Origin of the sequence: Gottfriedia sp. NPDC057991 (assembly GCF_042886615.1) — a bacterium.
In the GTDB taxonomy this organism is placed as follows: domain Bacteria; phylum Bacillota; class Bacilli; order Bacillales; family Bacillaceae_G; genus Gottfriedia.
In genome coordinates this window covers 259,534-281,578 of record NZ_JBHVQN010000001.1, presented here as the reverse complement: position 1 = coordinate 281,578, position 22,045 = coordinate 259,534, and the positions used below count along the sequence as shown (strand labels likewise).

17 protein-coding genes are annotated in these 22,045 nt (G+C 34.3%); 4 read left to right on the top strand and 13 right to left on the bottom strand.

The features are described from left to right. Positions 1-87: 87 nt before the first annotated feature. From ACFVR2_RS01340 to ACFVR2_RS01320, 5 genes are all read right to left on the bottom strand, one after another. On the bottom strand, positions 88-1,554 hold the full coding sequence (locus tag ACFVR2_RS01340) for a response regulator transcription factor (RefSeq protein ID WP_387358192.1): 1,467 nt from the start codon (positions 1,552-1,554) through the stop codon (positions 88-90). Between the two features lie 193 nt (positions 1,555-1,747). Further along, entirely contained in the window at positions 1,748-2,254 is a 507-nt protein-coding gene (locus ACFVR2_RS01335) for a protease inhibitor I9 family protein (RefSeq protein WP_335413988.1), read from the bottom strand. A gap of 127 nt (positions 2,255-2,381) precedes the next feature. Further along, positions 2,382-2,612 carry a hypothetical protein gene (locus tag ACFVR2_RS01330; RefSeq protein WP_056472965.1) on the bottom strand — a complete coding sequence of 77 codons (231 nt, stop codon included), beginning with the start codon at positions 2,610-2,612 and terminating at the stop codon, positions 2,382-2,384. Positions 2,613-2,901: 289 nt separating this feature from the next. Continuing rightward, positions 2,902-7,011 carry a S8 family serine peptidase gene (locus tag ACFVR2_RS01325; RefSeq protein WP_387358189.1) on the bottom strand — a complete coding sequence of 1,370 codons (4,110 nt, stop codon included), beginning with the start codon at positions 7,009-7,011 and terminating at the stop codon, positions 2,902-2,904. A gap of 262 nt (positions 7,012-7,273) precedes the next feature. Further along, the gene (locus tag ACFVR2_RS01320) at positions 7,274-7,456 is read right to left on the bottom strand and encodes a hypothetical protein (protein ID WP_387358187.1); all 183 of its coding nucleotides are present in this window, start codon (positions 7,454-7,456) and stop codon (positions 7,274-7,276) included. Positions 7,457-7,610: 154 nt separating this feature from the next. Here ACFVR2_RS01320 and ACFVR2_RS01315 point away from each other — a divergent pair, with 154 nt between their 5' ends. The 4 genes from ACFVR2_RS01315 to ACFVR2_RS01300 all read left to right on the top strand — a co-directional run bounded on the left by ACFVR2_RS01315 (position 7,611) and on the right by ACFVR2_RS01300 (position 13,436). Further along, entirely contained in the window at positions 7,611-9,041 is a 1,431-nt protein-coding gene (locus tag ACFVR2_RS01315) for a spore germination protein (protein ID WP_387358185.1), read from the top strand. A 1-nt stretch (position 9,042) separates the two neighbouring features. Next, positions 9,043-10,125, top strand: a complete 1,083-nt coding sequence (locus ACFVR2_RS01310; RefSeq protein ID WP_387358183.1) for a GerAB/ArcD/ProY family transporter — start codon at positions 9,043-9,045, stop codon at positions 10,123-10,125. Beyond that, the gene (locus ACFVR2_RS01305) at positions 10,122-11,246 is read left to right on the top strand and encodes a Ger(x)C family spore germination protein (RefSeq protein WP_387358181.1); all 1,125 of its coding nucleotides are present in this window, start codon (positions 10,122-10,124) and stop codon (positions 11,244-11,246) included. Before ACFVR2_RS01310 ends, ACFVR2_RS01305 begins: the two co-directional genes overlap by 4 nt. A gap of 513 nt (positions 11,247-11,759) precedes the next feature. Next, a complete protein-coding gene (locus ACFVR2_RS01300; RefSeq protein WP_387358179.1) occupies positions 11,760-13,436 on the top strand; it encodes a M4 family metallopeptidase in 1,677 nt (558 codons plus the stop codon). A gap of 90 nt (positions 13,437-13,526) precedes the next feature. Here the strand turns inward: ACFVR2_RS01300 and ACFVR2_RS01295 are convergent, their stop codons facing one another. The 8 genes from ACFVR2_RS01295 to ACFVR2_RS01260 form a co-directional block, all read right to left on the bottom strand. Next, positions 13,527-14,522 (bottom strand): alpha/beta hydrolase, encoded by a 996-nt coding sequence (locus tag ACFVR2_RS01295; protein ID WP_387358177.1) that lies wholly within the window; start codon positions 14,520-14,522, stop codon positions 13,527-13,529. Positions 14,523-14,697: 175 nt separating this feature from the next. Beyond that, complete coding sequence (locus tag ACFVR2_RS01290) at positions 14,698-15,468, bottom strand: Cof-type HAD-IIB family hydrolase (protein ID WP_387358175.1); 771 nt, start codon at positions 15,466-15,468, stop codon at positions 14,698-14,700. A 46-nt stretch (positions 15,469-15,514) separates the two neighbouring features. Continuing rightward, positions 15,515-16,462, bottom strand: a complete 948-nt coding sequence (locus tag ACFVR2_RS01285; RefSeq protein WP_387358173.1) for a LacI family DNA-binding transcriptional regulator — start codon at positions 16,460-16,462, stop codon at positions 15,515-15,517. A gap of 36 nt (positions 16,463-16,498) precedes the next feature. Beyond that, entirely contained in the window at positions 16,499-16,804 is a 306-nt protein-coding gene (locus tag ACFVR2_RS01280; RefSeq protein WP_387358171.1) for a hypothetical protein, read from the bottom strand. Positions 16,805-17,028: 224 nt separating this feature from the next. After that, positions 17,029-18,747, bottom strand: a complete 1,719-nt coding sequence (locus tag ACFVR2_RS01275; protein ID WP_387358169.1) for an alpha-keto acid decarboxylase family protein — start codon at positions 18,745-18,747, stop codon at positions 17,029-17,031. 254 nt (positions 18,748-19,001) lie between these two features. After that, on the bottom strand, positions 19,002-19,763 hold the full coding sequence (locus tag ACFVR2_RS01270) for an SDR family oxidoreductase (protein ID WP_387358167.1): 762 nt from the start codon (positions 19,761-19,763) through the stop codon (positions 19,002-19,004). Between the two features lie 35 nt (positions 19,764-19,798). Further along, complete coding sequence (locus ACFVR2_RS01265; RefSeq protein WP_387358165.1) at positions 19,799-20,164, bottom strand: MerR family transcriptional regulator; 366 nt, start codon at positions 20,162-20,164, stop codon at positions 19,799-19,801. Between the two features lie 146 nt (positions 20,165-20,310). Then, positions 20,311-21,969, bottom strand: coding sequence for an FAD-binding dehydrogenase (locus tag ACFVR2_RS01260; RefSeq protein WP_387358163.1), 1,659 nt, complete (start codon positions 21,967-21,969; stop codon positions 20,311-20,313). Positions 21,970-22,045: the final 76 nt, after the last annotated feature.

The following is a 22,045-nucleotide window of genomic DNA, read 5'->3' as shown; positions in this document are numbered from 1 at the left end:
CGGTTACATTATACTAATATGACAAAAAAAGACTACTATAGCAATAGCAGTCAATTTTTGGAAAACTATAGTGCTTTAAACCACTTCCTACAATCCAGAACGATAAACTAAAGGAGTACATCCCTCAAGTTGTTTGAACTTTGCATTAAAATATGATTGGTGAGAATAGCCAATTAATCTTGAAATTTCATCTAGAGGCAAGTCTGTTTCATCTAATAATCGTTTTGCTTCTCTAATTCGCACTTCATGGAGCGTCTCTCTAAACGATTGATTTGATTCGGCCGCAAAGCGACGGCTAAGTGTACTTTTATTAATTCGGAGTGCATCAGCACAATCCGTTAAACTCCATCCGGCATCCCAATAATTCGATTCAATTAACTCCCTTGTTTTCTCAACTAATGTACGATGTCCTTCTTGGGAAGAATCATGGCCTTGTAGCAATAGACTTGTTGTAAAATCAAGCAATTCTTGAACAATTTGATAGATGATCGGTCCATGAACTATTTTTTGGAAAATATCATAATATATACCTTCCCATGATGCATTTTGAAGATTATTTGATTTCATATATCTTCTTATTTGTGCAAGTACACTAGTTAATCGGATTCGAACAATTTCTGGATCTGGGTATGGCTGCTGAAAGGTTAAAAATTCTCGTTCCATCCAGTCTCTAATTGCTTTTGCATCTCTTCTTTCTAGCATTTCAATCCAGTGGCGTTGCTCTAATGGTGTAAGGAATGGATCCTTTTCTTGAAATGTCATTGGTTCGTTTTCAGCCAAAATAATATCATAGCCTTCAAAGAAGATTCTCCTTGTTAGCTGAAGTGTTTGCTCAAAAATATCTTTTAATGTTTCTTCTGGCGCACCGACTTTCATTACGATTGCTAGAGGTTCATCCATCATTTCTTTCCAACGAGCAAGAAATGCATTATATTCGTCCTGCAATAACACTTCATCAACTTCATGTACACATAAAATAAAGTCAGATCCTACAAATAAACGATTTTTCCCAGTAAAAGGATTTCGTTCTAACGCTTTATAGACAAGAGGAAGTGTCCCTGAATTTGGTGTCAAAAATGCAACCATTGTAATCGGACCATCATACATTCTTTCATTCAGAAAAAGGTCAGGATAATCTATATTAAATGAGCTTATTTCTTCATTTTTGTTTCTAGTAAAGTATCGTTCTTTGTTACGAATTTGATAGCGTAATTGTTGAATATGCTTAATTAAATCAGTAGGAGAAAATGGGCGAAACAATACATCCTCTGCCCGATACTGTAATGCAAGATAGGCAGTTTGAAAAATTCGCTCAGATGAAATACCTAACCAACGAATTGAAAATTTTTGGATTAAATCACCAAATCTTTCACTCTCATTTTTCCAATGGTCCATATCAAATATGACAAGGTCGGGCTGCTGCTTTTGAATAGCCTTTTCAAATTCCCCCATCGTTTTCCAAGAAACAAGGTTAATACCAGTAAAGTGCGACTCCACGACCCACCTAATCCCTGAAGCTTCTAACTCATCTTTTGCAACTAAATGAATTTCCATCGTGTTGTTTCACCTTCACTTCTAGCTTTTTTATATCATAATAGCAAATTTATTTTGTTTTTGTAGATTAAAAACACTTAATTAATCGTTTTTAATGAAATAGTATTTGAGGTGATTGTTAAATTTCAAATTTTCCTTCTAAAAAAAGTGCCTCAAAAGTGTGTAAACTTTTGAGGCACTCACAAATGAATTATTATTTCTGATTAAACGGTGTAACAGGAGGCATAATATGTACTTTTTTATTTGGATAGATTCTTGCAATCACTGTTGATTGTGATAATCGTTTAATATCCTTGCCAGGTAGCTCCATTGATACACCATTCAGTGCAGTCTTATAAACATGCCTAATCGTATAAGGGACATTTTGGTCTTCTAAGAGAGTTTTTATTTCTTCTTGAAATTTTGCATGACTTTCTTCTACTTGTTTAGTCGCTTCTTCTAAAGTAAGTTGTTTTCCAGCTGCCTCTGCTTCCTTTACAGCTACCACAGCAGGCTTCGTCTTGAATTCAATAATAATCGAAGTCATTTGGTTAGTTGAAAAATCAATTGATGGATCTACATAAAAAGAAGGGTTCATTGTAACATTCGCCACCTTTGTCTCATCTGAATTTTTAGTTGTATTAAGTGTATTCCCATTACATCCGCTCATGATAAAAAGCATTAAAATAAATAAAATACTTCCTATATAAAAATTCTTCATATTTACTCTCATCCCCTTCAAGAACTGTTTAATAAAAAAAGACAACCTATCAGGATTTTATCCTTTAGAGTGTCCTTTCAAACATTATTTTACTTAGATAGACAAAGTGTAGAGGAAAGAGCATTTGTTACATCCTATAATTATCATTCAAAAATTCAATATGATAATTAATAGTCCTTAAATATTGTTTCGTTGTATCTTTAGAAAGACTTTTAATCCTCTTTAGCATATGAACACTTAATACTTTTTCATTGTTATAAATTCTATATTTTTTTAAAGTTGAAAGTCTATAATTATATTGACTCGCTTTTACTTCATTTAGTTTTTTTACATTTATTAGATAATCTGTAAAGTTCATAATTGCCCCTCCTACTTGTATAGAACAACGATTTTTCGTAAAAAGAACTAGTCCTATTATTAAAACCTATTAGGACTAGTTCTTTGTATCATTCTATTTAGCATGTCTACTAATTATACCTCTAAAGTTTTATTTGTTTGATGCTTCAAGATTCATTAGTACTATGAGAAAATAATAGAAAAAAAGGAGAGCAAAATTCACTCCCCCGATTTATCATCACACTACCTACAATTCCCAAGCAAACAGACTACTATAGCCTCTACTAGAAGGGGTTGTCTCAATTATTCATTTAATTAATCCCTAACTCCACTTTAATATCATCAATCGTTTTTCCCTTATACTTTTTAAGCGGTTTTGGTGCATCCCCAACTGTTGGATTTTGCATTAAGTAATTTTTCTCAAAGAAAGCAAAATCTTTTGCATCAACAATATTATCAAAATTAATGTCTGCGCTTCGTTTATTCGTACCCCAATATGTTTGGATGAATAATGCATCCTTTATGTCAATTACATTATCTTTATTTACATCTCCTGCAATTGGTGCTTTAAAGTTTATTTCGGGATTCCAATGTGCAGTTGGCATTCCTTCGTCATTTAAAAAACCCACGTGAAAAGGTACATACATTGTAAAATGACCTGGTAGATTAAGTGACGCTTCCAATTCTTCAATAGTAACTGGTAGTTTTTCTACAGTTGGTGAACCCAATGAAGAGATTACCCCTGGATATACATTTCCGCTTTTGTCTTTTACAGATAGCACTGCACCAATTTTAGAAGGATCTACCCTCCAACCATCTCTCCCTTCTCTTTTCAATGATTCTGGAATTCCAATACCTCCAGTAATTTTGGAATAGGTTGGTTGGCTCCAAATTGGAGTAATCGCTGAAAACATCGAGATAGATTGGTTCGCATCATTTTCATAAGATGCTGTTGGTGATTTGAAAGTTGATATCATATTAAATGAGTCATTTTTTACTTTTAATGTGATTTCTGCAAAAGGTACATCACCAGTCACTTTACCTTCTGTCATTTCTACATTTATTTTTAGAGAGCCCGATGGAACTGAGGTTGTTGTAAGTTTAGCAGTTCCGAATTTTTCAATAGCTGGATTCAGTTTTACATCTACTAACTCTAGTTGGCTTGTAGAATAACCGAAACTTGTTATTAGTTTCTTCGCATCTGTTAGATTACTAGCTTTTAAAGTAACTTTAACATTTTCACCTTGATTCACAATTTTTTTATTTACACTACCATATACATTTGGAGTACCTTCTGGAATAAAAGTATAGTATCTATAACGGTCACCGATTGCCGCTGAATTATATCCTGCAAGTTCTACATTAAAGCTTTTCGCACTTATTGGAATATTGTATGTGAAGTTTCCGTTCGCATCCACATAAAATCCATTAGTAAATATTGAACTATTATTCTTCTCCATTACGAAGTTACCAGATTGATCGATAGAAATCCCTTGTTTTCTATAGTCATCTTGAGTTTTATCAAACACTCTACCTGTAATCGGAAATGATGTCGTTCCTAGTAGGTACTCAATAACACCTTCTTCTAAATCTGTTGAAAATTTTGGTCCTGTAATATCAATCATTGTATGATCAATCATCGTAAAGGTTTTACCTTCTCGATTTGTACCAATTATTTTTACTTTATAATGTCCCGGACCATACGGTACCTTAACCTTTGTAGTTGAAATTGGTTGCTTCGGATTTCCAGTGAACGGTAAATAGTATCCTGTAAAAGCACCATCAATATAATAATCTGTATTTTCATTGTACTGAGATGTATTTAGTGTTCCTAAATAGCCAATCTCTTTATCAGTTTGGCTGTCTAATAAAACAAAATCAATTGTTTCCATGCTCGATCTTGCATTAAAAACTACACCGGTCGCGTAATTTAATAAAGGATAGTAATTATTGTAGTCTGAAGTCTGCATCTTATTGTATGTTGCCATCGAATTAAATCCTTCTTCTACATAATGTACTCCGAATGGAATTTGGTATTGTTCAGTTGGGTCAGCATTATTTGTAAAAATAATATAGCCCTCATAAATTCCTTTTTCCGCTGATTTTGGAATGTTTAAATTCAATTTAATTGATTTGGAACTAATTCCATTTAACTTAACGGATGTTGGACCTGAAATCGTCACATTATTTTTTGCAGCATCTTTTGAACCGCTAAGTCCAGTTTGAAATTTGGCTGCAATACTAAAGATTTTCGCTTTTTCACTTCTATTCTTCATAGTAATATTTCGTGTTGAAGTTTGATCTAAATCATTAAAACTAATTGAACCAAAGCTCATTGCACCCGTTAACTCACTAATAGATTTTTCTTTTCCTTCAATAATCATTGGCGTTTTATCAACAACACTAATTTCAACATTTGAATGAATAGCTTCATATGCATCTACTCTTCCACTACCAATCTCATAAACACTATAATCTTTCGATAACGAATCAGCCGTATTCATTAAGATTGATTTTACGTCTGCTGGTTGTAGATCTTTATTAGATTGGAGTAATAATGCTGAAACACCTGCAACATAAGGGGTTGCCATCGATGTTCCTGATAAGCGTTCATAGGCTATTTTATAGTCTTCCGGTCTAGTTCCATCTACTGTTTTATTATTAACATAAAACGGAACAGTTGAAAGTACAGCAACACCAGGTCCGGTAATCTCTGGTTTGATATCATAATTTACCCTTGAAGGACCTCTTGAGCTAAATACCGCTAATTCATCATCTGCCGTTTTTACTTTTGTAAAATCACCAAAAGTAAAATCAGTATCCCCGGCTTTCATCGCTGTTGAAATTGCCAGTCCGTCTTCATATGAAACTGAAAAACTAGGAATTGAATTGACCGATTCACCTAAATATGCTTGGATTAGTCCTTCTGCTTTATTCACTTCATTGTTATAAATAATTACGCCAGCTGCGCCTTTACTTTTAGCTAGTTTAATTTTATCTACGAATACAGTGTCTCCACGAGAGATAAAAGCTATTTTTCCATTTACGTCTTTACCGTTATAATCTGTTGCCTTACCAAGCCCAACGTCTACTAATTTAAATGTTTTTCCTTTTAAGGATGTTAAATCATCTGTATAATTTCTTGCCATTTCTCTTACAGCATAATTTTTGCCATTTTGTAATCCAGTAAACTGAAACATATTAATTGCAGTTGAGGAAGCTCCAACAGTTAATGCTAAAGCCGATGAACCTGGAGAACCAAGAGTATACATTTGGTCTCCACTATTACCTGCAGCAACTACAGTCGTTACACCACTTAAAACCGCATTGTTAACGGCAACTGATGTAGCATAAAGAGGATCATTAATTGATGCCCCTAACGACATGTTGATAATATCCATTCCATCTGCAACAGCTTTATCTAATGCAGCAATAATATTAGCAGTTGTCCCACTTCCATATGGTCCTAATACTCTATATGCATAAAGATCTGCTTCGGGAGCAGCGCCAAGTGTTTTATACTCACTATTAGCAACACCACGACCGCCTATTATTCCAGCAACGTGCGTACCGTGTTCTGTATAATATGTATTTGAGCCAGAAAGCTCAGGCTGACCAGATTTTTTCCAATCCGCATACGTTGTTTCCATCGGATCATTATCATTGTTAACAAAATCATATCCACCTTTATATGCATCCTTTAAATCAGGGTGATTATAATCAATTCCTGTATCAAGTATCCCGATTTTAATTCCTTTTCCTGTATAACCTTCTTCATGTAAACGATCCAATCCATCATACGGTGTATAATTAACGATATTAAACTCATCAGCTTTTAACTGCTCATTATTTTCTGCTTGTTTTGGTGGATCAATTGAAAACTTTTCATTGTTCCAAACGGCTTTAACAGCTTTTGATTTTAAAAGATTTTTAATTTGATTTGCTGGTAAGCTCATCGCTACACCATTGAACGCATGTTTATAAGAGCGATTAATTTTAAAATTTACTTTTGACTTATTTCCATCAACTAAAACCTTATTTACATCTGCCTGGAAATCCTCATGATCTTGATCTACTAGTTTAGAAGCTTCCGTTTTAGAAAGCTGCTTTCCTTCTGCATTTAATTCAATTTGTGCAACCTTTGCGGGTTTATTGGAAAACTCAACGATTACATTTGTTTGTTCATTGGAATTTAAATCCATATGAGATATTTGAAGACCTTTCGACTCATTAGATGATAGCTCGTTTAAAGCTGACCTTTGTGTTGGTGTTAATTTTGCAAGAATATCTTCAGCTTTTGAATAACTATCAGCTTTTGAAACATGACTTACATTTCCTAAATTGGCCAAAATTAAGCTTGATGATAATGCTAAGACAGTCATACTTTTTAGAAACTTTCCTTTGTGAAAATTACTCCCCATTTTCTTCCTCCTATGTTTCGACTACATTCTTAATTATTCTGAAAATTCAATCAGTTGTCAAACGGGTTATTTTAATGTGATAAAACCAACACTTTTTTAAAAATAGACTGTTTTCGACATTTTTTGATATGAAAATTAGTAAAAATTCACACAAGTTAAGAAAATAACGTATTTAAAATAAAAAAGTCCTATTGAAGATTTCAATAGGACTTTAAACAAAAGACCGTATCCAAATTTGGCTGTGTCTTCTCTTTATAATACTTTAATTTAATTGATTCATCGTCACAGAAAAGATGTAGCTTTGATACTTATCGCAGCCTTCATACCTAAATCTCTTTCCGTCTTTTTTATATTCCCTGCCGTCTTCTTGAAAACCTAAATCGTGTAAAGCGTCTTTAATAGAACCATTTTCGTAATCTTTTCCGACTTGGAATTCGATACTCAAATTAATCACCCTTTTACTAGTTTTTATTATTTATTTTGGTAATTTTAGGGTGATTTTATACTTGTACTATATACTTCCAAATTAGAATAGTATCCACTTATAAAGTGCACATTAAGACTAGTAAAAAATGTAAATTTGAAAGAGGTGAGAAACATTGAATAAAACATCAACACCATCACTCGTTATTCATCAAGAAGGTGACTTACATTCGAATATTCAATTATTACTTACATTGTTTCCAACCTCAGATTTAGTAATAAAAAATGTGTTATTTGGTGAGAAAAAAGGTGTCATCGTTTATTTTAATAGCCTAGTAAATGAAGAAAAAATAGAACAGTTTACAACTAATATTCTCGAATTTAAAGATGGATTATTTCAATTTCTTTATAGTCATACAATAGCAACAAAAAAAATTGAGGACATTGAACGATCAATCCTCGATGGGACATGTTTGTGTTTAATTGACGGAGAACCTAATGCATTTCTTTACTCAGTTGCAGATTATCCGAAGCGGGCTTATTCTCCACCTAGTATCGATAATTCAATCAAAGGTTCAAGAATTTCATTTGTTGAAACGGTACAAGCCAATTTATCTTTACTTCGTCGCTATATTCAAAGTAAAAATTTACTTTTCAAAGAAATTAAAATAGGAAAAGAAAAAGAAACCAATGTGACGCTAGCTTATTTAGAAGGTGTTGTTAAACCTGGAATTGTTGAAGAAATCGAATCAAAGCTCAACGAAATCACGCTTGACTCTTTACTTAATGCTAATCAACTAGCTCATATTTTGGAAAAATATCCATTTTCTATATTCCCTCAACTTGTCACGACTGAACGACCTGATGTTGCATCAGAGTCTATCGAAAAGGGGAAAGTAGTCATCTTGTTAGATCGTTCTTCAGATGTCATTGTCTTACCTGGCTCTTTTGTTTCTTTTTTTAAAAGTATCGATGACTCATCAACAAGACCTGCCATCGCATTTTTTTATATATTTTTACGTGCAATCGCTTTATTCATAACACTTTATTTACCAGGGATATACATTTCTATTGTCTCGTTTAATTATGACGTTGTTCCATTAAAATTAATTTTATCCATTGGTGAATCACGTGCTAAAGTTCCCTTCGATCCACTTGTCGAAGCAATTATTATGGAGCTAACGCTAGAAATGTTGAGGGAAGCGGCTATACGCCTTCCAACTCCAATTAGTACAACAGTAGGAGTTGTAGGTGGAATTGTTATCGGTCAAGCTGCTGTTTCAGCTGGTATTGTAAGCAATATTATGGTAATTGTCGTTGCTCTAACTGCCATTTCATCTTTTATTATTCCAAATTACGACATGGCTTCAAGTTTACGTATATTACGATTTCCTATTATGATTATGGCTTCTATTTTCGGGATTATAGGGATTATTGCCAGCACCATGATTATCACCGCACATGCTTTGAAATTGTCTAGCTATAATGAGTCTTACACTCAGCCTTTGTCTCCTTTTGACTTTAAAAGATTAAAACAAAAATATCAAAATAGTGCTCTATCCATTCTTTGGAATCATCACATATCGAGTCAAAAGAAGAGGAAATGATATGAGACAAATTATACCTAAAATTACATATGTTCAATTTGTATTATTAATATTCGGTGTACAAGTAGGAATCGGTATCTTTTCTTTGCCAAGATTATTAGAAGTTAAAGCTGGAACGAGTGGTTGGATTACTCTTTTACTTGGAGGATTACTCTCTTTTCTTATTAGTGTTGCAATGGTAAAACTTAGGGAAAAAGACCCTTCTTGTTCATTTAACACGTATTTTTCTCATTGCTTTGGCAAAGTGCTCGGGACAATACTTTCAATTTGCTTTACCATTTACTGTCTCGGAATTGGATTTGTAGTGATTATACATTCTATTTTATTTATTCAATCTTACATTCTACCTGATGCATCACTAATAGTTTTGTTAGTATTGTTTTTAATTCCAACTTATCAATTCGTGACAGGTGGTATTCAAATACTTGGAAAGTATATTGAAATTATATTTCCAATCATTATCTTTTGTTTAATTATGTTACTCTTCACATTAAAACATAGTAATATTCATTTCATTTTACCTTTATTAAAGGATGGATGGTTACCGATTTTTAAAGCCATTCCATCTACGATTAGTTCCTTTTTAGGCATTGAAATAATCTTTATTATCTATCCATATTTAGATCGAAAGGAAAAAGCTCTTAAAGGTGTTTTAATTGCAAATAGTCTTACAACATTTGTATATGTATACGTTTGTATTATTTGTTTTGTTATTTATAGTCCTGATGAAATCGGCGTAATCTTTGATCCAGTTTTAGATATTTTAAGTGTAATTGAATTCCAATTTGTAGAAAGATTAGACTTCATTCTTTTTTCATTGTTTCTACTCCTAATATCTAAAACATGGATTATGTATCTATGGATTGGTTTAACAAATTTAGCAGAAATGTTTCGGTTTAAACGCCTTGATTATTTATTTATTGGATTGTCCAGCATTGTTCTAATTCTAACAAATTTTTTCATTCCAACATTTAAACAAAATGATCAACAAATACAATTTTTATCTATTTATGGTGTAATTGTCATTTCATTAATAATAGTATTCTGTTGGATACGCTCATTTGGGAATAAGGTGATGAAATGAAAAGCTTAAAAATCGCAACGATTAGTTTTTTTCTTTTAATACTATTAACAGGCTGTAAAAAAATAGTAAATATTGAAGATGTTACGATGGGATTAATATTTGGAATTGACACGAATAATCCCCAACAAAAAAAGATCCAAGTTTTTTTGTCTAGTCCCGTTTTTAGTGAAGAGGCAAAAGAAAAAAATGAACAAATGATCGTTGATGTCTCAACGCTTCGAGAGGCTCGTAATTTATTTGATACGAAGGTAAATGGTGTTACAACTGCAGGAAAGTTACAAGCTTTACTAGTCGGCACTAAATTAGTCGAACAAAAGAACTGGACGTCTATCTTAGATTTTATGTATCGAGAACCGAAACTAAGACAAAATGCAGATCTGGTTTTTTTTGATGGCAATATTTCAGAGCTACTCGAATTAAAAGAAGAAGATAAACCAAGATTATCAATTTTTATTCCCCAACTAATTGAAACAGCTGATTTTCGTAATGTAACACTTCGTACATCGATTAGAATGTTTCATCAGATGTCATATGAAAAAGGAATAACACCCTATTTACCTAAGATGTCGATTAAAGATGGAAAACTTGAAGTTAGCGGAGTAGTCTTATTAGATCAAAATTTTCATGTAAAACAGACCTTGAATATTCAAGAAACACAGTTTTTCCAATTGCTTCAAGGAAAATTAAAAGGTCAACTAGGCTTGTTATCCCCAATAAAGGACAAACAAGACCGTAATCAATTATTTAACATCCAAACAGCTAGTTATAATATAAGAAAAATCAAAAGAAAAGTAGACTGCAATTTCCATCAAAACCGATTTGATTTTCAAGTTTCTATAAAAATACCCGTCATGATTGAACAATCGCCGATAAAACTAAACAACCAAACAGTCGATCGATTAAGTAAAGACATCGAGACATCTTTAGAAAAGCAACTAAATGACTTAGTCCATAAATTTCAAACGAATGAAGTGGATCCATTAGGTTTAGGAATTTTAGCAAGTTCTTACCAACATGAACAATGGAAAAAGGTAAAATCCAGCTGGCCCAAGGATTTCAAAAACTCAAAAATACATGTAAATGCAAAAGTAATAATTGTCGATAAAGGATTAGCAATGTAATCAGCTTAAGGGAAATAGTGTTGAATAAAAGATTTATGGGCAGGATTTAGGAAATATAGGCTTCAGTATGCCTTCCATTCCTGCCCATTATAAGTTACTTTTAAAAAACCTTTTTTCGCAATGTAGACCATTTTTTTCACCAAAGAAGTTGTCGATTTTAAATTCTACAGAATCTTTGCATATGCCCCCTTATTAAAACGCACATAAATATTTTACTTAAATAATATTTTGTTGCATTTTTTTCTTAATAATCTATTAAAAACTGGGTTAATTTTAACCAAAAACAAACATATTCTTAATAAAATTCGATTTTTTATTTACCATTTTTTAACTAAATTTAAGACTTTTTAACTATTTTAAATATTCAGAATTAGTTTTACTTCGATATTTCCGCTTATTTTTTTCTCACAAATTGCAAAAAAAGTCGATTTTTGTAATTTGATAAACTAGATTTTCGGATGATACGATGAATTCCTCAGTACCACATTTGTTAACCAAGGGGAGGAATTTTTAATGAACAAAAAAGTTTTAGCGGTTGGATTATCTGTAGGTTTGGCGGCAAGTAGTTTATCAGTAACTAATACATATGCTGCACCAAAAAATGTATTGTCTAAATACAAGTACAACAAATCGGTGGGATCACCTGAGTTCGTTTCTGGTCAGCTGACAAAACCATCAGCTAAAAGTGCTGTAGGCGTTGTAAATGCTTATGTAAATGCTAACAAGGATAAGTTCAAATTAGGTTCAAAATCTCCAGAAAATTCTTTCATTGTTCAATCTAGCAAAAAAGATGCTTATGGTACCGCACTTCACTTACAACAAGTTTATAACGGTGTTCCTGTATGGGGATCAACTCAAACTGCAGTAGTTGGAGATAATGGTGTTCTATCAGTTTTCTCTGGTACTGTAATTCCAAACTTAGATACTAAAAAAGGGTTAAAATCTACTAAAAAAGTTAACGCTAATAAATCTATCAAAATCGCAGAAGCAAACCTTGGCTATACTCCTAACTATGAAAAAGACCCTACAGCTCAATTAGTAGTTTATACAAATGGTGATGATGCAACGTATGCTTATCTAGTAAACTTAAACTTCCTTTCTCCAAAACCTGGAAACTATAATTATTTCATTGAAGCATCAACTGGTAAAATTTTAAATAAATACAATAGTATTGATACAATGGACAGCATTCATGCAGCTAGTAAAACTGTTGGATCATCAGTTGCTAAACCAACAGTTGCTGGTACAAATGTAACTGCAACAGGAAAAGGTGTACTTGGTGATACAAAAACAATAAATATGACTCAATCTGGTTCAACTTATTATTTACAAGACAATACTAGAGGAAATGGTATTTTCACATATAATGGATCTAATCGTACTACTCTTCCTGGTACTCTATTGACAAGTACTGACACACTACTAAATAGCACAAGTGAAGCTGCAGCAGTTGATGCACATTATTATGCTGGAAAAACATACGACTATTACAAAACTGTTTTTGGACGTAATTCATTTGATGGTAATGGTGCTGCCTTAAAATCAACTGTCCATTATAGCCGTAGTTATAACAATGCATTTTGGAACGGTTCTCAAATGGTTTATGGTGATGGTGATGGAACAACATTCACTTACTTATCAGGTGGACTTGACGTAGTAGCGCATGAGTTAACTCACGCTGTTACAGAAAGAAGTTCGAACTTAATCTATCAAAATGAATCTGGTGCATTAAACGAAGCTATTTCGGATATTTTTGGAACTGTAATTGAGTTCTATAATAATAACAATCCAGATTACGAGATTGGTGAAGATATCTATACACCAGGTATTGCTGGTGACGCTCTTCGTTCAATGAGTGATCCAACTAAATATGGTGATCCAGATCATTACTCAAAACGTTACACTGGAACTTCTGATAATGGAGGCGTTCATACAAATAGCAGTATCATCAATAAAGCTGCTTACTTAATTGCAGTAGGTGGAACTCATTACGGTGTGTCTGTAACTGGCATCGGTAATGATAAACTAGCTAAAATTTTCTATCGCGCAAATACTGTTTACTTAACTTCTTCTGCAACATTTAGTCAAGCTCGTGCAGCATTAGTACAATCTGCTGCTGACCTATATGGTGCAAGTTCTGCTGAAGTAACAACTGTTAATAATGCATTTGATGCAGTTGGTGTAAAATAATTTTTAATTTATAAAGTAAAAGAAGTCTCATAAGTAAAAGTACTTATGAGGCTTTTTTTGATGAATGGGAACAGCGAATTCCATTGCTTTTTATTGAGAGACTTTCGTACCGTTCAAGAAATTGAGTAATTCATTAAATGTATTTTGGGCAGCTTTCGTATTCATTTGGAACTGGTATTCATGACCTAGTTTTCCATCTGATTTACTATAAAAGACTTGTTTAACACCTGTTCTTTTTTCTAGTAAAGTTGCGAATTTTTTACCTTGTGATTCAAAGGAACCTGTATTTCCGTCAGTAATAAATGTTGAAACAAATTTTTCAGGTACATTTCTTAAAAGGGATGATTCCTTTGTCATCTTTTCATCTTCCCAATTGTATTTTCCAAAATAGGCCCATCCGATTCGCTTAAATACAAATTTCATAAATCTTGATGAAGCGTGTGTCTGAACTTCTTTCATATCATAAGGACCACAAAGAAGAATCGCACCACGAATTGTATTTGGATCGATGCTTTGACCTATTTTAGCTGTATTGGAGTAGTTTTTATTCATTTGAATGCTTACAAATTGTGCTGTAAGCTGAGCCCCCGCTGAATCGCCAGCTATATAAATATTGTTTAAATCCAGTCCAAATTTACCAGCATTTTTTTTGACAAATTTGTATGCTTGATCAATTTGTTGTATTGGTATTGGATAAGCTACACTCGGAGCTAAAGGATAATTTATATTCACCACATTATAACCATGACTCGCTATATATGTAGCATATTTCCGAACATCAATTTTATCTCCAGCTACAAAAGCGCCACCATGAATCCAAAAAATGGTGGGGACGTATTTCAAATCACCTTTATACTTAATCAAATCAAAAGTACTGCTTTTATATTTTGATGAGTATTCAATATCAGTATCCATTGTTGTTTTTCGTTTTGCTATACCATAATCAGCTGCCTCTACTTCAATCCCACCGGCGAAAGACTTTTTCAAAAACCACGTTACTGGTCTTGGGGATAGAAATATCGACCCAACACCAACTATGATCATTAAAAGTAAACATATTCCAATTATTTTAAATGTGCGCTTCATATTTGTCCTCCAGATAAAGAGCTAACTGAAGCTTATTATTCGATTTTCCAAAAAATATCATACATTAAGACAGATCTTAATCTAGTTCTACCAATTATTAAACCATAATGATCAAATAAAGCCGAGCTCACAAAGTGTTCGCACTTTTCAAGGTTAATCTAATTTCGTTCACGTATTAGATTAATAACATTTTCTTAAGCGCATTGTAAATACCATGTTCATTGCAACTATCTGTGATTAAATTAGCTTTCTCTTTAACTGCTGTTTCAGCATTTCCCATTGCAACACCAATTCCTGAAATTTCCATTAGTTCTATGTCGTTCATTCCATCTCCGAAAAAGACGATATCTTCTCGCTTAAATCCATTTTCTTTAGCAATTTTCAAAATTGTTTTTGCTTTCGAACCTTCTTTAGGGATGACATCTGAACCAAATTTATGCCAACTCACATATCGAAATTCGTTGATATCATATTTTTGAAGATCTTCAGTTTTGCAAAAAAGCATCGCTTGTATAATGGAATTTTCTTTCCAATACATTTCATCAAAGTCAGGGATTATTAATCCTAGACTTTCATAGGCATTTGTTAATGACTCTCCAGGTTCTTCAAAATGTCTTTTTACTCCGTCCAATGTTTGGAACACAATCTGGTCATTGTTTTCCATTGCAATTTTAATTAGTTTCATAATAGATTCTGTTGAAAATACTTCCTCATGTGTTATTTCATGACGGACATACCCTACTGACCCATTGCATAAAACATAAGTATCAATTTCGAGTTCGTCGACAATAGATATTGCAGAAGTGTAGTCTCTTCCTGTCGCGATTACGATTTCATGTCCATTTTCTTTAAGTGAAACCAAAGCTTGTTTCGTACTATCTAGAAACTTCATTTCAGTCGTTAATAATGTTCCATCAATGTCAAAAACTATAAATTTTTTACTCATTTTCTTTCCCCACATTTTTCTCTATTTTTTTATCTTTAATTATGCTTTAAACAGAATCTCTTTCCACAATTCGATAAGGTATTTTTACTTTTTCTCTAGATTTCTTTATGACAAGGCTACAAGCTTGTTCACCGACTTTCGTTAACTGGTGATCCACTGTAGAAATTCCCATCCCGATACCAATTGGTTGATTTTCTTGACCAATGATTGCTAAATCTGTAGGGATTTTTAATTGTTGCGACTTTGCGTATAAATACATTCCACCTGCCACTTCATCCCCATTTGCATAGATAGCAGTTGGCTTTTTTTGTAAATGCAGGAATTTCTTTGCTGCTTCATATCCGTCTTCTAAGCAATGACAATCTGATAGATGGTATTCAGGTTGAAGTTCACCAAAAATCTCAGTATAAGCAGTCATCATTTGCTTCGTGCTATTACTTTCTAGCCTAGCTGTTGTGAATGCTACCACATGATGCCCTTTGTTTTTTAATAGTTGGAAGGTATCTAGATAAGAAGAATAGCGGTCCATATAGGAGCAGCCAATTTCTTTGTGTTGTGTATATTCACAAGCAACGATTGAACCATATTCGCTAAACGGAATGATTGATTCCCAATCATTTGCTCGTGAAGTGATAATGATGCCATCATACAGCTTGCTTTTTAACTTTTGCAAATACTCCACTTCTTTTTCTTTACGATAATTTGAAGGAAGTACCGTTATCAAAAAATCTTTCTCCAATGCCTTGTTCAGTATACCGTTTAATATTTGATCAAATGCTGGATTGTTGTTATACGGAAGAATAACACCTATTGTTCTTGTTTCTCCCCGTATTAAATCAATTGCATTTTTATTTGGTGTATAGTTCATTTCTTCAATAACTTTTAGAACTGCCTCTCGTTTATCACTAGCAACATACTTATATTTGTTTAGGACTCTAGAAACAGTAGAGACAGATACACCTGCTAATCTTGCAATATCGTTAATATTTGCCATCACACACCTCCAACATATATGAATTATCAAGTAATTTTATGCAATACCATTCATTTTAGAAAAAGCGTTTATAAAGTAAAGGAGGTTTCCACTGTATGCCCATCTTACCGTAATCCTGTGTTCTCCCACAATGAATGTAGAATGTTCAAACTCTTTTCTTTCTCCTTCAAACCAGAAGGATTTTTCCATATTTAATAGTTTATTGCTTACAAAATATAATCTTTTATTGGTTAAATACAAATCTCCAAAGTAAATATTCTGTGTTCCATCAAAGATATCCAATAACCCTGTAACGGTAGACAATAGATGTTCATCGTGTTTAAAGTTAACTTTACTGTTCATCTTTTTTCTCCCTTCGTTGAAAATCGGCTTACTTTCAATCTAATTTATGAAATGGATTTCAAGTCAAGTGAAAAAATCAAACTAATTTTCAAGTCAGTTATAAAGAAGCAGATTAAAGTATTCAACACTCGATTTGTTAAACAAATAGCTATAAGAAATATAGTGCAATGACAATCAAAAAAAGTTGGAATCATCTTTTTTATTGATTCCAACTTTTTTACTGACTATTTTTGGCTGTGTAGCGTCGCCTGCTTCTCCAAATACTTGTAAATCTTTTTTATATTTTCTGGAGCGTCCAATGGATCTTTTACAATCATTTCAATAATACAGAGTCTTTCGGAACATTCAATTTCAGCTTGGTTTATTGCCTGTTCAAGCTCTCCATAGGTACTGACAATCGCAGTAAACGCATTGCCCCCAAAGGCTTCAGCTAGCTTAGTGTAAGACCACCTAGGAATTTTGTTGTATTTTTGATTTTTAGTTTTGACATTTAAATATTTTTCGATCGTATAACCGTCATTATTTAAGACGAAAATGATAGGTTTACAGCCATAATAGAGCATGGAGCTGATTTCTTGAGCAGTTAGTTGTAGTGAGCCATCACCTGTGAACAGTAACACCCGATGTTTTGGGGCCGCGATACTTGCACCGAACGTCGAGGGGGTTGCATATCCGATAGACCCCCAGCCTCCTTGACCAATATATGTAATATTACTCGGCAGCCTCACCTCGGCCATACCATTGAAGAGTGTACCAATCTCGACGATCAAAATGTCGTCCTTTTTCAGCATACGTTGAAAAAGTAGATAATAGCCTGCCGCCTTAAGTGGTTCATCGTTACTTACATTGTATTGGTTGTATGGAAATGACACTTGTTTGAGCAATCCTTGACCTTTATAACCCACATTTTGTACTGCTTGAAACATGTCGTTAGCAAAAACGTTCGGATATACTGCACCTGCAATCTTAACTAGGTCTGATTGGATATCAATCGTCACCATTGAATTCAGTTTTGCCGTAAAATTCGCTGTGTTGGTGTCCGCGGGTACCAAGCCAATCGCAATGATACAGTCTGCATTTTCTACCGTATCTTGAACTTCAGAACATCCAAACGAACCTAAGTACATTCCGATATAATTAGGATGGGTTTCATCGAATGCCCCTTTACCGAACATCATAGACGCAACGGGTATATTCATTGCGTCTGCCAGCTGCTGAACTACATCCTGAAGGCCAAAACGTATGGTTTTTGCATCCACTAAGATTACTGGCCGTTTTGCACTTTCTAGTAATTGACGGGCATGATCTGCCGCAGCCTGAAGAGATTTTAAGTTTGACGTTTTTAGTTGTGGTGTCGGCTCTATCCGCTCCATAATCGGCTGTTCCACTAAATCATCAGCCACAACGAGGTAAACAGGTTGTTTCTTTTCTTTTGCAATGCGAATAGCAGCTGGAATTTCAATCATAGCATTTTCAGGTGTGAGTACCGCACTATAGGCAGTTATCTGTTTATACATATTACGAAATACATTAAAATCCCCATCCATTAGAGTGTGGTGCATCAGCTTATGTTCTTTTTGATCCTTTTCTTTTGGCGAACCAACAATGTGAATTATCGGAACATGTTCACTGTAGGCACCAGCTATTGGATTGCATGCATTCAACTCCCCAACTCCAAACGTAGTAATAAGAGCAGAAATCCCCTTGATTCTTGCGTAACCATCTGAAGCATAACCAGCGTTTAGTTCGTTCCGTCCTTCTATAAACTGGATTCCAATATATCGCTCCAACGTATCAAGTAGTGAAAAATTATAGTCTCCTGCGACGCCGAAAATTTCTGTAATGCCCTCTAGCTTCAGGCAATCAAACAAAAACTGCCCAACTGTTTTTTGGGCCATTCCAGCATGTGTATCGGAACCGGCTGTATTCTTCATTTTATCCATTACACACTCACTCCTTTTCCAAAGTCTATAGCTTGTTCAATTTTCCAGTACCCTTTTTATTCGTACCCTTTCATTGAACAGGCTATACGATTGATTGGAGTAAGGAATAATGTAAAACCAATACAAGCAGCAAAAGGACAAATTCGAATTAACGAATTTGCCCTTTTGTTATTTTTATTCCCCTTCAAATGTTATGATCAACAAACAAAGTGATTTTTAATATTTTTTGGAATTTATACTGCTGAAATAGATGGTTATTGTATTGTATTTTTCAACATATTATACATATTTGTAACATGCTCATCGACTTGATCTCGTGACATACGAAGTCGTTCAACTGAAGTTCCATATCCAATTTCTTGTTTCTCTTCTCTTAATCCTTTGAAAATCCCATCTGCGAATTCATCTAACGGTTCTCCGTGGGTATGCAATCCTGCTCCGCCTAAGTCTGTATTCACTGCCGGAGGAGCAATTTCAATTACTTCCACTGACGAATCGGAAAGTTGGTGACGTAAACTCATTGTAAAAGAATGGAGTGCAGCTTTTGTTGCTGAATAGATTGGAGCAATGACCAAAGGAGTAAAAGCTAATCCCGATGAAACATTAACAATCGTTGCCGTTTCTTTTGTAGCAAAATATGGAGCAAACAGCATAGACAGATGGAATGGTGCTTCAATGTTGGTTGTGATTTCTTTATTGAAATACTGCCAATCGTTCTGAGCATCTGATTTTAAAACATTAAATCGTTGTTGAATCCCAGCATTGTTCACTAGCACATTCACTTCTGGATAATTCTTTGTTACCCAATTAAACAATGATACACGTTCAGTCTCAGAGCTCAAATCACTTACATGTGTAATAAAATCTGGAAATTTTTCTTTAGCATCTTTAAGTACATTTTCACGTCTTCCGGTTACTATGACTTTATTTCCCGATTTAATAAACCGTTCTGCGAAAGCTAATCCGATCCCAGTACTTCCACCTGTAATAAGGATTGTATTTCCTGTAAGATTCATTTTAATTCCTCTTTTCCATGTATTATTCGCTTTGTTCAAAAATCCGATCGATTGCTATAACGATTAATTTTCAAATCAATCCCCTCTAACGATTTGGTCATTAATGAAATTTCTTCGAGAACTGCCTGCTTATGATTCCTCATCATTTCAAGTCGGAGTTCAACGGTTGTATCTCCTTCTACGACACAATCAATATATTGCTTAATACTACTAATGGGCATATGCGTATTTTTTAAACAAATAACGGTTTCAAGGAGTGACATTTGATTTTCTGAGAATAGCCTTCTACCTGCTTGATCACGCTCAATCAGTGGTAATAACCCCTTTTTTTCATAATAACGTAAGGTTGATTCAGTAATATAGAACTTTGCTGCACCTTCACTAATTGAACAATATTTCATTGGGATCCCCAAAAATATAGCTTTCATTGTCGACTAGAATATCATACGACTTAAACTATGGTTTAAGTCAATAAAAGAAAAAATAAGATCGACTTGTTTGTCGATCAAAGTTTTTTAATATACGCTTGTGTTCGATGAATATAATTTTATTCCAAATCTCTACCAATCGCTCTTCCTGCTTGTCTACCTGAAAATAAACAACCGCCTAAAAATGTTCCTTCCATCGCGCGATAACCGTGTACACCACCGCCACCAAATCCAGCAACTTCACCTGCTGCATACAGTCCCGGAATTGCATCTCCTGAAGAATTTAATACATTTCCATCTAAATTTGTTTGAAGCCCACCTAGTGTTTTTCGGCTCACAATATTTAAACGAACAGCAATTAATGGACCGTTTTTAGGGTCTAAAATTTTATGAGGAGATGCAACACGAATTAATTTATCACCAATATAATTTCGCGCTCCTCTTATGGCAGTGATTTGTAAGTCTTTCGTAAATTTATTATCCATTTCACGATCGCGTGCGATTAGTTGACGTTCGATATCATCATAGTTTAGTAAATTTTCGCAGGTTATCTTATTCATGCCTTCAACAAGCTCTTCTAACGTGTCAGCAACGACAAAGTCCTCTCCTTTTTCCATAAAAGCTTTTACAGGTGCTGGTATTCCTGAAGTTGCCCTTTTCATCACTTGTTTTATGCTCTTTCCTGTTAAATCAGGATTTTGTTCCGAACCAGAAAGTGCAAACTCTTTTTGAATGATTTTTTTCGTTAAAATAAACCAGGAGTAATCATAACCGGTTTGTTGAATGGCTTGTAGTGTACCTAAAGTATCAAAACCAGGAAAATTTGGTGCAGGAAAGCGTTGTCCACGTGCATCTAACCAAATTGATGATGGTCCAGGAAGAATACGGATTCCATGATTGCTCCATACTGGATTCCAGTTTTTTATGCCTTCTGTATAGTGCCACATTCGATCACGATTAACAATTCGACCACCAGCATTCTCAGTAATAGCAAGCATTCGACCATCAACATGTGCTGGTACACCAGATATCATTTTTTTCGGCGGGTTACCTAGTCGACTTGGCCAATTTTGGCGTACTAGTTCAAAGTTCGCTCCAATCCCCCCACTTGATACTAAAACGGCTTTTGCCCCATATTGAAAATCACCAATTATTTCACGAGAACTATCTTCTCCTCGCTCTGATTTACTTGGTTCTAATATAGAACCACTTACTCCGACTACTGCTCCATCTTGTGTTAATAGTTGATCTACACGATGACGGGACCTGAATTCTACTAATCCTTTTTTCATATGCTCGCGAACTCTTCGTTCGAAAGGAGCAACAATTCCTGGCCCTGTGCCCCATACTACGTGAAATCTTGGCACTGAATTTCCATGTCCTTCTGCAAGATATCCTCCACGTTCAGCCCAACCGACGATTGGAAAAAATCTCACCCCCATGTCATAAAGCCATTGCCTTTTCTCACCTGATGCAAACTCGACATATGCCTCTGCCCATTTCTTCCCCCAATAATCCTCATCCTCTTCACGATCAAATCCCGCTGTTCCAAGCCAATCCTGCCAAGCTAATTCCTTCGAATCCTTAATTCCTAACCTACGTTGCTCAGGAGAATCTACTAAAAATAACCCTCCAAATGACCACCAAGCCTGACCACCTATTGATGCTTTCGGTTCCTGGTCTAATAACAATACACTTTTCCCGGCATCAGCCATCTCTGCAGTTGCAACTAAACCAGCCAATCCTGCTCCAACAACAATCACATCGAACTTCTCCATCCAACTTCCCCCTCCTTTTTTAAGCCTTTTAATCTATTAAATTATGAATTTATCTACAAAATAAATAGTTTTCTAA